The following is a 14,540-nucleotide window of genomic DNA, read 5'->3' on the forward strand; positions in this document are numbered from 1 at the left end:
GGAGCACCTTGCATGGCCGAAGCCGCCGCCCAAAACGCCAAGACAAAACCGGGTTGGGGAACATTGCTGCGCTCCCTGCGCAATCCCAAAAGCGGGTATATGGCGCTGTTCGGCTTTGCCAGCGGCCTCCCTTTTGCGCTGTTTCTGGGCACGCTTTACGCCTGGCTGAGCGAGGCTGAGGTTCAGCTGGAAACAATGGGCGTCTTTTCCCTTATTGGCCTTGCCTATGCTTTTCAGTTTCTCTGGTCGCCATTGATCGACAAGATGACAATTCCCGGCTTCTCCAAACTGGGGCGGCGCAAGCAGTGGATTGTGCCCGCGCAGATTTTGCTCGGTATCATCCTGATTTCACTCAGCCTGAGCAATCCGACAGACAACAATATGGGCTGGTTCTCGCTTCTGGCGGGCATTGGCGCGCTTGCCAGCGCGACACAGGATATCGCGATCAATGCATGGCGTATTGATGTTGCAGACGAAGAAGCGACGCTCGATATTCTCTCCACTGTCTATCAGATGGGCTACCGTCTTGCTGCGCTGGTGGGCGGGGCGCTCGGCCTGATTATCGCGGCGCGGATTGGCTGGCCGCTGACATATCTTGCGATGGGTGCAATTTTGCTGGTCATTGGCATAGCCGGGCTGTTTGCGCCCGACAGCAAGGTGGGCGATGCGGTGGAAGGGCAGGCTGATGACGAATTATTGCTCAGCTTGCGCAAGAAGGGTGAATTGCAGCCCAAGATCCGCGCCCGCGCCCTGATGGCCGTGGGCGCGCTGTGGGGCGCTGCCATCGCAGGCGTGCTGACCTTCATGTACATGTCGCTCACCTACGCGCCCGAAGATCGTCCAAACCCGACCGAATTTACCGTGACATGGGGCCCGTGGATTATCGTCGCTACCGTTGTGGTTCCTGCTTTGATTGCTGGCTGGCTCGCTTCGCAAAAAAAGAAGGGCGAACACCTGCTGACTGAAGATCTGCCGCAACGCGAAAGTGGATCTTATGCAGCCGATCACCTTTATCGCGCGCTGGTAATGCCATTGGTGGAATTTGTGGGACGCATGGGCTGGTCGCTGGTGCTGATCCTTTCACTGGTGCTGACTTACCGCATCTGCGACGCGATATGGGGCACCTTTGCCTATCCGTTCTATCTGGGTGAGCTGGAATATACGAATGATGAGGTGGCTTTCGCTTCCAAGTTCTTCGGTGTCGGCGCGATTATCGCTGGCCTTGCGCTGGGCGGCTATTTGCTGACGGTTATTGGACGCATGGCGACACTGACGCTGGGTGCGCTGCTCGCGGCGCTGACCAATCTCCTCTATGCAGACATGGCAAGAGGCGGCGCGCTTATGCAAAGCGCCAGCGATGCCATCGGCTTTTCTGCGCTCATTGGTTTTATGGCGCCTTTCGGGTCTGATGCGCTGCCGCGATTGACCTTCACGATCATGTGGGAAAACCTCGCCATCGGTATCGCGGGCGCGGCATATGTGGCGTGGCTCAGTTCCATCGTTTCAAAGAAATATTCCGCCGTGCAATATGCTCTGTTGTCCTCGCTCACGCTGCTGGTCGGCACTCTGGGGCGGGGCGCATTGGGCGAAATGATCGAGGAGCGCGGCTATTACTGGGTCTTCCTGTTCACCACCGCAATCGGTGCTGTCGCAGTTGTGCTGTGCATTATGGAATGGATTCGCGAAAGAAGCTCAGGCCGGGCAGCGGGCGTGGTAACGCCTGATCGCAAGGTCGTGCCTGCGGAATAGGCCAATGGCGAATAAAGGCCTGCCTTTCTCGGGCCCGTTTTTGTTTCCGGCACTCGCTGCAATCTTCGGATCGGCGTCTATGATGGTCAAACGGGCTGATTAATCGGGATATTCGCGATTGGCGCCGAGAACCTTGCCCGCAAGGTAAAGCGATCCGGCAATCAGCACCGATCCGCCATCGCGCTTTGGCAATGCCTCCAGTGCGGAGAGGAGGTCGGGCGCGGTCAATGTCTCCGGCACGCCTGCATCGCGCGCGATTGCTGCCAATTCGTCCTGCGGCAAGTGATCATGCCCCGCTATCGGCAGGGCCGTGACGCTGGAAAAATGCGGGGCGAGGATGGCGAAAAAGCGTCGCGCATCCTTTGCCGCCATCATTCCGATCAGTGCATCGACAGGCCCGTCCGCATTTTCAAGAAATCTTGCCAGCACCTGCGCCGCATCCGGATTGTGCCCGCCATCGAGGATGAATTGGCGCAATGGCGCTGTATCCGTGACGGGGCCGGGGGCGAGTTTCTGTAATCGGGCAGGCCAGCGGGTTGCCTGGATACCTTCTGCCATCGCCGCTTCGGAAACCGCAAGCTGACCTTGATGGCGGAGCATGGCCACGGCCAGCGCGGCATTGTCCGCCTGATGCGTACCCAGCATCGTGGGAAGCGGCAAATTGAGCGCCCCATGACTGTCGCGATAAACGATGCCCTCTGACGTTACATCGGCAAACCAATGATTGCCTCGCATGAAAAGCGGTGCGCCGGCCTCTGACGCGCTTTGGGCAATGCGCGCCGCTACCTCTGGCGCATATGCCTGCGTGACCAGCGGAGAGCCGCGCCGCGCAATGCCCGCCTTTTCGAATGCGATACGCACCAGCGGTCGATCGGGCGATGGGGCGCTGGCGTCCTCCAGCAACAGAAAATGTTCGTGATCCACGCCAAGCGAGGCGATGCCGCAGGCGGCGGGCTGTTCCAGTACATTGGTCGCATCGAAGCGGCCGCCAAGGCCCACTTCGATCACGCAGGCATTGGCAGGCTCCCGGTGAAAGGCAAGGAATGTTGCAGCCGTGGTGACTTCAAAAAAGCTGGGCGCCAGATCCTCTGACACATCGAGCACTTCGGCCAGCAATTGTGCCAGCATCGCATCTGACACCAGCCTTCCGCCCAGCCGAATGCGTTCATTATAGCGCACAAGATGCGGCTTTGTGGCGACATGCACATGGTGGCCCTGTGCCTCCAGCATGGTGCGCAAAAAAGCGCAGGTAGAGCCTTTGCCATTGGTGCCCGCCACGTGAAAGACAGGCGGCAACTGCCTTTCGGGATGGCCAAGCCGCGCAAGAACAGAGCGGATGGTGCCAAGACCGATGCGGTCTTTTGGCAAAGGCAGTTCACCCAGCCGGTCAAGCTGGCGCTGCACCGCCGGGTCTTCGGAAATTGCGAAGTCTTTCATACCGGCAAGTCCCTCCGCATCAGGAGAAGGGCCGGCTTCACATTACGCAGCCTTTGCCGGGCTCAGATAATCGAGCAGAGTGGCCAGCGTTTCGCGTAGATCGTGGCGCGGCACGACCATATCGACCATGCCGTGCTTATGCAGATATTCTGCACGCTGGAACCCTTCCGGCAATTGTTCGCGAATGGTTTCCTGGATCACGCGCTGTCCGGCAAACCCGATCAAGGCGCCAGGTTCTGCCACATGCACATCGCCCAGCATCGCATAGCTGGCAGTAACGCCGCCCGTAGTCGGGTCTGTCAGCACAACGATATAGGGCAGGTGGGCTTCACGCAGACGGCGTGTCATCACCGTGGCGCGCGGCATCTGCATCAGACTGAGAATGCCCTCCTGCATACGTGCACCGCCCGCTGCGGTAACGCAGATAAAGCCGCATTTATCGTCCAGCGCCCTTTGCGCAGCCGCGATGAAGGCATCACCAACGGCCATGCCCATGCTGCCGCCCATGAAAGAGAAATCCTGCACGCCGACCACGGCGGGCTTGCCCTCAATGGTTCCGGATGCGGCAGTAAAGGCATCGGGATGCGCATTGCTGGCGCGCGCGGCCTTCAGCCTGTCACGATAGCGCTTTGTGTCCTTGAACCGTAGCGGATCCTGCGGCACTTCCGGCGCGGGGAGCAGGGTGAAGCCGTCATCCAGCAGTTGGTCAAGCCGCGTGTCGGCACCGATGCGGCCATGATGCGCGCATTTCGGGCAGACATTGAGGTTTTCCTCATATTCCTTGGTGAAAATCATGTCCTGACAATGCGGACATTTGATCCACAGATTGTCTGGAGTTTCGCGCTTCGTGCCAAATGGCAGGCGCTCTCTTACGCGGGTTAGCCAGCTCATGCCCTGATATTCCTCATGGCTGCGCCTATCGCGCCAAATGCACGGCCTTGGCAAGCCTTGCGGTAAGTTCGCGCAGGTGTTCCGGAGCATTATTGCCGTGCTTTTCCACCAGATCGACCAGGGCAGAGCCGACGACCACGCCCTGTGCGATGCGGGCTATGGCAGCCGCCTGGTCTGGCTCACGCACGCCAAAACCAACCGCGACGGGCAGGTTTGTATGGCGCTTGATGCGGGTGACATTCGCCTCAATGCTCTCAATGGCTGCGCTCTGTTTGCCGGTGATGCCTGCAACGCTGACGTAATAAATGAAGCCAGCCGAGCCATCGAGCACTTGTGGCAGCCGCGCATCATCAGTGGTGGGCGTGGCGAGGCGGATGGGGGCGATATTCCTGGTGCGCAGGGCAGGGCCGAGATCGGCATCCTCTTCGGGCGCAAGATCGACGCAGATCACACCGTCCACGCCCGCAACCTCCAGCGCATCGCCAAACCATTCCGGGCCGCGCCGGATCATCGGATTGGCATAGCCCATGAGGACAAGCGGCACGTCCGGGTGGCGCGCGCGGAAATCCGTGGCAATGGCGAGCACGTCGGCGGTTTTGGTGCCATTGCTCAGCGCCCGGATATTGGCCGCCTGAATGGCTGGGCCATCGGCCATCGGATCGGTGAAGGGCATACCCAATTCGATAACGTCAGCGCCGCCCGCGACGAGAGCATCGAGATTGGCGGCCGTGTCGCCGTCGCCAGCGGTAATGAAGGCGACGAGGGCGGGGCCATGGGAGAAGGCGGTCTGGAGGCGGCTAGTCATTCATTGTTCCACTGGAGCGTCTGCTTCCTGCCAATAGTGCGGCGAACACAGGGACGATCATTATTCCGCTCATAACGAGAAATACCGGATTGAATGTCTGCGCCAGCCGGTCGCCCAGCGAAGGCCGGAATCCCTTCCGCCACCCGTACTGTCAGTGAGATGGACCCCGGCCTTCGCCGGGTGCCGATTGGCTGGGTAAGTTGCACTAGATTTCCACTCCCAACGCCTCAGCCACGGTAAAGATGTCCTTATCCCCCCGTCCGCACAGATTCATCAGGATCGTCTGATCCTTGCTCATCGCCGGGGCACGTTTCGCCACGGCGGCAATTGCGTGTGACGGTTCCAGCGCGGGGATGATGCCTTCGGTGCGGCAGAGCAGCTGGAAGGCTTCCAGCGCCTCGTCATCGGTGCTGGAAGTGTATTCGACGCGGCCTGTTTCTTTCAGCCAGGCATGTTCCGGGCCGATGCCGGGATAGTCGAGCCCGGCGCTGATGGAATGGCCTTCAGTGATCTGGCCGTCTTCGTCCTGCAACAGATAGGTCTTGTTGCCGTGGAGAACACCGGGGAAACCGCCTGCGAGGCTGGCAGCGTGTTCGTCTCCGTCCAGACCGTGGCCTGCCGCTTCGACGCCAAGGAGCTTCACCTCGGGGTCGTCGAGGAAGGGGTGGAACAGGCCGATCGCGTTCGAACCGCCGCCAATGCAGGCTACCGCGAGATCGGGCAGCTTGCCAGTGCGGGCGAGCATCTGTTCGCGTGCCTCTGTGCCGATTACGCTCTGGAAATCGCGGACAAGCTCCGGATAGGGATGCGGGCCAGCCGCCGTGCCGATGATGTAGAACGTGTCATGCACATTGGCGACCCAATCGCGCAGCGCCTCGTTCATGGCATCTTTCAGCGTACCGCGCCCCGAAGAAACCGGCACAACCTGTGCGCCAAGCAGTTTCATGCGGAAGACATTGGGCGATTGGCGCCGCACATCCTCTGCGCCCATATACACGACACACGGCAGGCCGAAACGCGCGCACACGGTTGCCGTGGCAACGCCGTGCTGGCCCGCGCCTGTTTCTGCAATGATGCGCGTTTTGCCCATGCGCATGGCGAGCAGGATTTGCCCGACGCAATTATTGATCTTGTGTGCGCCTGTGTGATTCAGTTCATCCCGCTTGAACCAGATCTGCGCGCCGCCCAATTCCTCTGTAATGCGCGGTGCAAAATAGAGTGGGCTAGGGCGGCCGACATAATGTTCCAGCAGATCGTCAAATTCCGCCTTGAAAGCCGGGTCCGATTTTGCGGCGCGATATTCACGTTCCAGACCGAGAACCAGCGGCATCAGCGTTTCAGCGACATAGCGCCCGCCAAACTGGCCGAAATGGCCGCGATCATCAGGCTGGTTGCGGAAGGAGTTGGGGGCAGGTTTGGTCATACACCTGCCGCCATAGCGCCACGGGCAGCCTTGCAGAAAGCCTTAATCTTGGTAGGGTCTTTTTTGCCTGGCGCGCTTTCCACTCCGGACGATGCATCGACCAGCGGCGCGCCGGTATAGCGCATGGCATCGACGACGTTATCCGCGTTCAATCCGCCTGCAAGACCCCAATCCATCGTGTGGCGATAATTCATCAGCAAGCGCCAATCGAGCAGCAGGCCATTGCCTCCGGGCATTTCCCCGCCTGCGGCGTCAAATAACAGGCGGTGGGCTGCACCCTTGTATTTCTCTGCCTGCTCCAATGAAGCGCGATCCTTGGCTCCGACAGCTTTCCATACTTCAAGATCGGAATTGCTCCTGATCAAACTGGCCCATTCAGCGGTTTCCTTGCCGTGCAATTGCAGCACGTCTGGCTGGATTTCCTGCAGAGCCTCTGCTGTTGCCTTGGGGTCCATGTCCACTGTCAGCAAAACCACCTTCACGCTGTCGGGCGCATGGGCGCGCAGCTTTGCTGCATCTGCGATGGACAGGTGGCGGGGTGACGGCTTGTAGTGGACAAGCCCGATATGCGTTGCCCCTGCATCAGCGGCGGCATCTATGGCATCGGGCGTAGTCAGCCCGCAGATCTTGATAAGCGTTTCCGGCATAGTGCGCCTGTTAGGTGATTCGGTAGCGATGCGAAAGTGGCAGACAGCCACAGGGCGGCTAAAATTGCTGCCTAATTTTCCAGCACATCGATAAATGGACCGCCAAATCCGCCATTGAAGGCGACCCTGACGACCTGTTGCGTCCGGATGTCGAATTCCACGCCGAAGAATTGCGGACCACCATCGCAAACCACATTAGGCTGGCCGAGCCTCATCTGCGCTTCGTCATGCATGGGCAGGAAATTGCCATAGATCATGCGCTGTCCGCCCTGCGTATATCCAATATACTGGCGCATCCAGCCTTGCGGATTTCTACCAAAGTCAAAGGCGATATGGGCGTCGACGCCATATCGTTCACGCTCGTCTGCGATATATTGCGCGTGGGCACCACGGTGTTCCGCGAGAAAGCGGATAAGTGCCTTTTCCACGTCGATTATCTGCGCGGCTTCAGGTTGCCAAAATGCCTCTCCGCCTTCGGGCGATGCCCGCGAACACTGGCGCAGCAGCGCGGGACCATTATCTACTGCCATGATTTGCACGCCGTCGGGCAGCAACTTAGGAACGGATTGGGCTGCGGGCGCACATGACATTGCGCCAAGCATGAATGATGCGAGCAACGCTCCCGAAACTTCCTTCGGAAGCGGCACGATCACAGCGTGCCTTCGATTTCGCGCGCGGCCACCAAAGGATCATTTGCCCGGCTGATCGGGCGGCCGATGACTAGCACTGAAGCGCCTTCATCGCGCGCCTTGCGCGGGGTTACGATACGCTTTTGATCATTGCTATTTGCCTGCACATGGGAACTGCCGGGTGTAGCTCCATTGAGCGCGGCAGGACGCAGGCCGGGCACTACCAGAAACCCGTCCTTCCATTGCTGATGGACCGATTTCACCTCTTGCCCCGAACACACAATGCCATCGAGGCCAGCAGCATACGCAAGGTCTGCCAGCCGCATGACATGATCGTGCGGAGTGCCCGAAACGCCTGTGCGTTCAAGATCGCGCTGGTCCAGGCTGGTGAGCATCGTGACCGCCACAACCTTGCAGCCTTCGCCCGCAGCGGCCTTGGCATCTTCCATCATGGCGCGCCCGCCGCCTGCGTGGATAGTGACGATTGCCGGTTCAAGGACATGGATCGATTGCATGGCGCCGGCCACGGTATTGGGAATATCGTGCAGCTTGAGATCAAGGAAGACAGGCAGGCCAAGTGCCGAAATCTCGTGCACACCGTGATGGCCGTGGGCGCAGAAGAACTCCAGCCCCAGCTTGACCCCGCCGATATGGCCCTTGACCTTGCTGCACAGCTCTTTCGCAGCTTCAAGCTGGGGCAGATCGAGCGCAAGGAAGACCGGATTGCTCATGACAGAGGCGGGCGATCGTTGGAATTGTCATCCGCGGGACGGATGTCACCTTCTGTGGTCAGGTCGTCATTCTCGTCGAAATGAGGGTGCGAAGCCGGTTCAGGTTCTGCCACAGTGACGCCGCCTTCGGGTTCCTCATCATAAGGATGGTGGGTCACCGGAACCGTGGCCGCCGTGCGCGTCGCGGTTTCTAGGCTGACGATCTTGCGCTGCATGCGCCATTTGCTCGCCCGGTGATACAGCCACATCGGGAAGAAGCCGATGGCGAAGGATACGATAACGATGGCAGGTATCTTGGTATCGACCACGATACCTTGCCAGATACGCACAGTGACGGTGGGGTCCCAATTGGCGACCGAGAACAATAGCAATCCTACCAGCAGCAAGACCCAGATGATTGTGCGGACAATTTGCATTCGGCTATTCCTCGGTAACTCAGTCTGGCATTGATGCTAGGACGATAGCATCGACTTGGGAAGGGTTCGCGCTATTCGCCGAAAACCCGTTCAAAAATCGTATCGACATGCTTGAAGTGATAATCGAGGTTGAACTTGTCCTCCAGCTCTTCGGCAGTCATCGCGGATGCCACTTCATCATCCGCCTTGAGCAGTTCGAGAAGCGACATTTCACCGTCGGATTCCCACACTTTCATCGCATTGCGCTGGACCAGCCGATAGGCATTGTCGCGAGTGATACCGGCCTGCGTCAGTGCCAGAAGAACCCGCTGCGAATGGACAAGCCCACCCATGCGATCGAGGTTCTTCTGCATGCGTTCAGGATAGACCAGCAGCTTGTCTACCACGCCGGTAAGGCGGGCGAGCGCGAAATCGAGCGTGATGGTGGCATCCGGCCCAATGAAACGTTCGACCGAAGAATGGGAGATATCGCGCTCATGCCAAAGCGCGACATTTTCGAGAGCGGGCATGGCATAGCTGCGGATCATGCGCGCCTGCCCGGTCAGATTTTCGGTCAGGATGGGGTTGCGCTTGTGCGGCATGGCGCTTGACCCCTTCTGACCGGGGGCGAAATATTCCTCAGCTTCCAGAACCTCGGTGCGTTGAAGATGGCGGATTTCCACTGCCAGCCGTTCTATCGAACTGGCGACCACTGCCAGCGCGGCAAAATAGGCGGCGTGGCGATCGCGCGGGATGACCTGCGTGGAAACAGGCTCTGCTGCCAGCCCGAGCTGCTGCGCCACATATTCTTCCACCTCGGGATTGATATTGGCAAAGGTGCCGACTGCGCCGGAAATGGCGCAAGTGGCGATTTCGGCGCGGGCGGTTTGCAGGCGGGTGCGGCAGCGATCAAACTCTGCATAGGCTTGCGCCAGTTTGAGGCCGAATGTCATCGGTTCTGCATGGATGCCGTGGCTGCGACCGATGGTGGCCGTATATTTGTGTTCCTGCGCGCGCTTTTTTATCGCCGCGAGCAATGCATCCATGTCTTCCAGCAGCAGGTCTGTCGCGCGGGTCAATTGCACTGCCAGCGTGGTGTCGAGCACATCTGAACTCGTCATGCCCTGATGCATGAAACGCGCTTCGGGACCGACCTGCTCTGCTACCCAGTCGAGAAAAGCGATGACATCGTGCTTGAGCACGGCTTCCTTGGCATCGATTGCGGCGACATCGATGCCGGGTTCCGTCTTCCACCAGTCCCACAGCGCCTTGGCGCCGCTTTCAGGCACCACGCCCAGATCAGCCAGCTTCTGAGTCGCATGGGCTTCAATCAGGAACCAGATTTCATATTTCGATTCCGGCTCCCAGATTGCGGTCATGGCAGGGCGGGCATAGCGGGGGACCATTGCAAAAACTCCGGATTGGGCAGCAGGAAATGTTCAGGGGCGCGGCTAGGTAATGCCCGTGCACCTGTCAACGCAGGCGCATCTTTCCATCAGAGCCTATGGGCCAATGTCAGATGACTCCTTTTGACCGAAGGGAGACATGCCCTTCGCGCCCCACGATTACATGATCATGCACCGTGATGCCCAATGGCCTGCCGGCTTCTGCGATAGCTTGCGTAATGCGGATATCGGCGCGGCTTGGCTCTGGATTGCCGCTGGGATGGTTGTGGACAAGGATGAGCGCAGATGCCCCGACGTCCAGCCCCCGCCGAATCACTTCGCGCGGATGGATCGCGGCTTCATCCACAGTGCCGTCTCCCACCAGATGATCCAGCAGCAGGCGATTGCGCGCGTTGAGATAGAGCACCCGCACACGCTCCACATGCAGATGGCCCATATCAATGGCGAGATAATCCAGCAGTGATTGCCAGCTGCCCAACACGGGTTTGTCGGCCACTTCGCTGCGCGCCATGCGGCGGGCAGCGAGTGCGGTTATCTTAAGCGCGCCGATGCTGGCGTCGGAAATGCCCTTTATCTGGCGCAGCGCGCCCGGTTCTGCATTGAGGACGCCAGCCAGTGTGCCGAACCGCGCCAGCAAGGCCTTGGCCATCGGTTTGGTATCACCGCGTGCGCGTGCGCCGAACAGAAGAAATTCGAGCACCTCGTAATCGGCCAGGGCTTCCGCCCCGCCGCTCAGCAGCCTTTCACGCAGACGCGCGCGGTGGCCTGCTGCCCCTGACGCATTGTCTGGAGTGGACTGTTTCGGCGTGTTTTCGGCACTTTGCGCCACGTTGCAGAGCAACTCCTCTCAAAGCACTGCATTGCCTTTGCAACGCATGTCGCGCAAGGTGCTGCAGACAATGGTGCAGGATCCCGTGTCTTCGGTGGAGAATCGGCATGTCGCGCCGAAAAGGGGTCGTAAGCGCCGCTGGCTGCGCAATGGTTTCTATCTTGTCGCCGCGCTGATAATGCTCGCGCTGGTTGCCATATGGCTGCAGCGCAAGGAAATAGCTGACAGTTTTATCGCGGATATCTTCGCGCAAAATGATGTCCGGGCCACATATTCCATCGACAGCATTTCTCCGCAAAAGCAGGTGCTAAGCAATATCGTAATCGGCGATCCTGCCAGCCCTGACCTGACGATTGAGCGGCTGGAACTGGGAATCACGCCGCGCTTCGGCATACCCGATCTCACGACGCTGCTAATTGTGCGCCCGCGCATTTTCGGCAGCTATCGCGATGGGGAACTCAGCTTTGGCGATCTCGATCCGTTGATCTTTACCGGAGAAGGGGGACCGTTCGAATTTCCCGATGCCGAATTGCTGGTGGATGATGGGCGCGGCCTGCTGCAAACCGATTATGGTCGCATTGGGCTGAAGTTTGCAGGCGGCGGTCATTTGCGTGGCGGCTTCAGCGCGAAAATCGCAGCAGTGGCCGATAAACTGGCGTTTCCTGATTGTTCGATAGAAAGACCGACCCTTTACGGTGAAATCTCCATTGATGCTGAACGCCCGGGTTTTACAGGTCCGTTGCGCTTTGTTTCCCTCGCCTGTCCTGCTCAGAGTGCTGTGTTGAAAGAAGGTGCGCTGGAAATAAACGCACAGGCTGATCGCAACCTTGTCGATTTCCAGGGGGATTACGCGCTGGCCCTCGGAAGCGCGGCCTTCGCTGATGCAGAGGCGAAGGGAACCAGTGGCGAAGGGACATTTACCTCGCGCGATGGTGTGCTTTATGCATTCTATGATCTTTCCATTGCTGGCCTGACTTCACCCAGTGCCAGCGCAAATCGCCTGACACTCCAAGGCAGCTTGCGCGGGGCCGAAGAATTTGCGCAACTCCAGGCGGATGGCGATCTGGCGGGGACGGGCCTTGCGCTGGGGCCGGAATTCGATGCGCAGATCGCTTCGGCCATTGCCGCCAGCGAAGGGACGCTTGCCGCGCCGCTGCTATCGAAATTGCGCAGGAATCTCTCTCGTGAATTGCGCGGTAGCTCGCTGGCAGCAAGTTTTGATGCGCGACAGTCCGGAGGGTTGACGAATATCGTCATTCCCGAAGCGCGCTTGCGCGGCTCGAGTGGGGCAAGTGTGGTCGCCTTGTCAAGAGCGGAACTAGGGTTGAGCGGTGCGGGCCTGCCGCGTTTTTCGGGCAATATCGCGACGGGCGGGGCGGGGCTGCCACAGATAAGCGGACGGATGGCGCAATCGCGCAATGGCGCTCTCGAACTGCGGTTTGCGATGCGTGAATATGCTGCGGGCGATGCGCGTCTGTCGGTTCCGCAACTCACCGTCCTGCAGGGGCGTGATGGTCGTATGGCGCTGGAAGGCAGCGCCCTTGCCAGCGGGCCATTGCCCGGCGGCTTTGCGCACGGATTGGTCGTGCCGCTGGACGGTACGGTGGCACGCGATGGCACGCTATCGCTGTGGAACGGGTGCCGCGAAGTGCGCTTTGAACGGCTGAAATTTTCAAATCTGGCGTTAGGCCGCCAAGCGCTCACCCTATGTCCGCCTTCTGGCCGATCAATCTTGCGTTTTGGCTCTGGCGGGTTGGCACTAGCAGCGGGCGCGACTTCGCTCAATCTGACAGGTGAGCTAGCGCAAACGTCTATCCGCCTGCGCAGCGGTGCCGTGGGTTTCGCGTGGCCGGGCGCCATGTCCGCCCGTGATCTCGATATTGAACTTGGCCCTCCGGGTGAAGCACAACGGTTTACCATCACCGATCTGCGCGCGGATCTTTCGGCTGAGGATATTGGCGGCGATTTTGCCGGGGCGGATATTTTTCTCGCCTCGGTTCCGCTCGATGTCCTTAATTCCAGCGGACAATGGCGCTATGCCGATGACCGGCTTACGCTCAGCGATGCAGGCTTCACTCTGGAAGACCGCGGGTCAGAGAGCCGGTTTCAGCCGCTGATTGCGCAAGGCGCCACGCTCACGCTGTTTGACAATTTCATCACTGCCAATGCGCTTTTGCAACATCCTGAAAGTGGCAAGGCCATTTCGCGGGCAGAAATCACGCATGATCTCGCAACCGGTTCAGGCAAGGCCGATCTGTTCGTCGATGGCATCACCTTTGGTCCTGGCTTTCAGCCACTGGATCTAACGCGGCTTGCCTTGGGCGTGGTTGCCAATGTGGACGGAACCGTCACCGGCACGGGCCACATCGCGTGGAATGATACAAGCATCACCAGTAACGGCGAATTTTCCAGCGAATCGCTCGATCTGGCAGCTGCTTTCGGACCGGTGAAGGGGGCGAGCGGTTCGATAGTGTTCACCGATCTTCTCGGCCTTACAACCGCGCCGGATCAGCGCATAAGCGTGGGTTCCATCAACCCCGGTATCGAGGTTACCGGCGGCGAGGTAGGCTTCCAGCTTACGAATGGTGAGCTGCTTGCAGTGACGGGCGGGAGCTGGCCCTTCATGGGCGGCACGCTTTCCTTGCGCGCGGTGGACATCAATATCGGCGTGGCCGAATCGCGCACCTATGTGATGGAGATTGCTGGCCTTGAAGCTTCGCGCTTCGTCGAACAGATGGAATTGGGCAATATTGCTGCCACCGGGATCTTCGACGGCACCATACCCATTGTGTTCGATGCCGATGGCAATGGGCGGCTGGTCAATGGAGAGTTGATATCACGCCCTCCCGGCGGACACCTCTCCTATATTGGCGAGCTGTCCTATGAAGACATGTCCTTCTTCGCCAATTATGCCTTCGCTGCGCTGCGCGATCTGCGTTACGATTCGATGGATATCGAAATGAACGGTCCGCTGACAGGCGAACTGGTCACGCAAGTCCGCTTCACCGGCATCGGGCAGGGGGAAACCGCGGAAAGCAATATCGTGACCCGCGCGCTGGCAAACCTACCGATTGATTTGCGGATCAACATCCGCGCCCCTTTCTACAAGCTTATCACCTCGATCAGGGCGATGTATGATCCGGCTGCGCTGCGTGATCCGCGCGATTTGGGCCTGTTGACCGATGATGGGGCGCGGCTGCGCGAAACGATTGACCAGCAAACCGTGGATAAACGCGATGAGGCTGCTGCCGAAGCCGCCGAGCGTCAACTTCTCGAATCCCTCGACAATGATGAACCCGGCATTCAGCCCCAGGAAAGCGAGCCTGCGCCATGAACAGTGCGAAATTGACGAAAAGTGCCTCTGCTGCGCATAATCCCCGAATGACGGGGGCAAAACGCACGGGGGCCGTGATGGCGATGATGGGGGCAATCCCGCTCGTCGGGTGCATCAATCTGGAAGCACCTGATGAACCGATTGTGATCGAACTCAACATCAACATCACGCAGGAAGTCATTTACCGATTGGCGGAAGACGCCGAAAACACAATTGACGAGAACGCCGATATTTTCTGACCGGCGATGCGGAGTAACGACATGA

Annotated in this window: 13 protein-coding genes; 3 read left to right on the plus strand and 10 right to left on the minus strand. The window is 59.2% G+C overall.

The genetic code is table 11. The annotated features are described in order from the left end of the window. The first annotated feature begins 12 nt into the window (after positions 1 to 12). A complete protein-coding gene (locus tag CP97_RS07630; RefSeq protein WP_048885447.1) occupies positions 13 to 1,749 on the plus strand; it encodes a muropeptide MFS transporter in 1,737 nt (578 codons plus the stop codon). Positions 1,750 to 1,848: 99 nt separating this feature from the next. Here the strand turns inward: CP97_RS07630 and CP97_RS07635 are convergent, their stop codons facing one another. The 10 genes from CP97_RS07635 to radC all read right to left on the minus strand — a co-directional run bounded on the left by CP97_RS07635 (position 1,849) and on the right by radC (position 10,942). After that, complete coding sequence (locus CP97_RS07635; protein ID WP_048885448.1) at positions 1,849 to 3,186, minus strand: bifunctional folylpolyglutamate synthase/dihydrofolate synthase; 1,338 nt, start codon at positions 3,184 to 3,186, stop codon at positions 1,849 to 1,851. A gap of 42 nt (positions 3,187 to 3,228) precedes the next feature. After that, positions 3,229 to 4,077: an acetyl-CoA carboxylase, carboxyltransferase subunit beta gene (accD, locus tag CP97_RS07640; RefSeq protein ID WP_048885449.1), complete on the minus strand. Its 849-nt coding sequence runs from the start codon at positions 4,075 to 4,077 to the stop codon at positions 3,229 to 3,231. Positions 4,078 to 4,102: 25 nt separating this feature from the next. Next, positions 4,103 to 4,882 carry a tryptophan synthase subunit alpha gene (gene trpA, locus CP97_RS07645; RefSeq protein WP_048885450.1) on the minus strand — a complete coding sequence of 260 codons (780 nt, stop codon included), beginning with the start codon at positions 4,880 to 4,882 and terminating at the stop codon, positions 4,103 to 4,105. A gap of 205 nt (positions 4,883 to 5,087) precedes the next feature. Next, positions 5,088 to 6,305, minus strand: a complete 1,218-nt coding sequence (gene trpB / locus CP97_RS07650) for a tryptophan synthase subunit beta (protein ID WP_048885451.1) — start codon at positions 6,303 to 6,305, stop codon at positions 5,088 to 5,090. Further along, complete coding sequence (locus CP97_RS07655; RefSeq protein ID WP_048885452.1) at positions 6,302 to 6,952, minus strand: phosphoribosylanthranilate isomerase; 651 nt, start codon at positions 6,950 to 6,952, stop codon at positions 6,302 to 6,304. The genes trpB and CP97_RS07655 overlap by 4 nt, the downstream gene beginning before the upstream one ends. Positions 6,953 to 7,023: 71 nt before the next feature. Next, positions 7,024 to 7,482, minus strand: coding sequence for a hypothetical protein (locus CP97_RS07660; RefSeq protein ID WP_149036441.1), 459 nt, complete (start codon positions 7,480 to 7,482; stop codon positions 7,024 to 7,026). A 119-nt stretch (positions 7,483 to 7,601) separates the two neighbouring features. Continuing rightward, the gene (gene pyrF / locus CP97_RS07665; protein WP_048885454.1) at positions 7,602 to 8,312 is read right to left on the minus strand and encodes an orotidine-5'-phosphate decarboxylase; all 711 of its coding nucleotides are present in this window, start codon (positions 8,310 to 8,312) and stop codon (positions 7,602 to 7,604) included. Further along, positions 8,309 to 8,728 carry a hypothetical protein gene (locus tag CP97_RS07670; RefSeq protein ID WP_053106591.1) on the minus strand — a complete coding sequence of 140 codons (420 nt, stop codon included), beginning with the start codon at positions 8,726 to 8,728 and terminating at the stop codon, positions 8,309 to 8,311. Before CP97_RS07670 ends, pyrF begins: the two co-directional genes overlap by 4 nt. 71 nt (positions 8,729 to 8,799) lie before the next feature. Then, positions 8,800 to 10,113 (minus strand): adenylosuccinate lyase, encoded by a 1,314-nt coding sequence (purB, locus tag CP97_RS07675; RefSeq protein ID WP_048885455.1) that lies wholly within the window; start codon positions 10,111 to 10,113, stop codon positions 8,800 to 8,802. 109 nt (positions 10,114 to 10,222) lie between these two features. After that, a complete protein-coding gene (radC, locus tag CP97_RS07680) occupies positions 10,223 to 10,942 on the minus strand; it encodes a RadC family protein (RefSeq protein ID WP_048885456.1) in 720 nt (239 codons plus the stop codon). 31 nt (positions 10,943 to 10,973) lie between these two features. On the opposite strand from radC, the gene CP97_RS07685 reads away from it, so the two are divergent. Both CP97_RS07685 and CP97_RS07690 read left to right on the plus strand, forming a co-directional pair. Then, a complete protein-coding gene (locus tag CP97_RS07685; RefSeq protein ID WP_149036443.1) occupies positions 10,974 to 14,276 on the plus strand; it encodes an intermembrane phospholipid transport protein YdbH family protein in 3,303 nt (1,100 codons plus the stop codon). Next, the gene (locus CP97_RS07690; RefSeq protein ID WP_227819553.1) at positions 14,273 to 14,515 is read left to right on the plus strand and encodes a YnbE family lipoprotein; all 243 of its coding nucleotides are present in this window, start codon (positions 14,273 to 14,275) and stop codon (positions 14,513 to 14,515) included. The genes CP97_RS07685 and CP97_RS07690 overlap by 4 nt, the downstream gene beginning before the upstream one ends. The last annotated feature ends 25 nt before the right edge of the window (positions 14,516 to 14,540 follow it).

The organism is Aurantiacibacter atlanticus (genome assembly GCF_001077815.2).
Lineage (GTDB): Bacteria > Pseudomonadota > Alphaproteobacteria > Sphingomonadales > Sphingomonadaceae > Alteraurantiacibacter > Alteraurantiacibacter atlanticus.

Coding starts and splice junctions, on each gene's coding strand:
- trpA (WP_048885450.1), bottom strand. CDS start 4,882: ATGACTAGCCGCCTCCAGACCGCCTTCTCCCATGGCCCCGCCCTCGTC.
- purB (WP_048885455.1), bottom strand. CDS start 10,113: ATGGTCCCCCGCTATGCCCGCCCTGCCATGACCGCAATCTGGGAGCCG.
- trpB (WP_048885451.1), bottom strand. CDS start 6,305: ATGACCAAACCTGCCCCCAACTCCTTCCGCAACCAGCCTGATGATCGC.
- CP97_RS07635 (WP_048885448.1), bottom strand. CDS start 3,186: ATGAAAGACTTCGCAATTTCCGAAGACCCGGCGGTGCAGCGCCAGCTT.
- accD (WP_048885449.1), bottom strand. CDS start 4,077: ATGAGCTGGCTAACCCGCGTAAGAGAGCGCCTGCCATTTGGCACGAAG.
- pyrF (WP_048885454.1), bottom strand. CDS start 8,312: ATGAGCAATCCGGTCTTCCTTGCGCTCGATCTGCCCCAGCTTGAAGCT.
- CP97_RS07630 (WP_048885447.1), top strand. CDS start 13: ATGGCCGAAGCCGCCGCCCAAAACGCCAAGACAAAACCGGGTTGGGGA.
- CP97_RS07690 (WP_227819553.1), top strand. CDS start 14,273: ATGAACAGTGCGAAATTGACGAAAAGTGCCTCTGCTGCGCATAATCCC.
- CP97_RS07660 (WP_149036441.1), bottom strand. CDS start 7,482: ATGGCAGTAGATAATGGTCCCGCGCTGCTGCGCCAGTGTTCGCGGGCA.
- CP97_RS07670 (WP_053106591.1), bottom strand. CDS start 8,728: ATGCAAATTGTCCGCACAATCATCTGGGTCTTGCTGCTGGTAGGATTG.
- CP97_RS07655 (WP_048885452.1), bottom strand. CDS start 6,952: ATGCCGGAAACGCTTATCAAGATCTGCGGGCTGACTACGCCCGATGCC.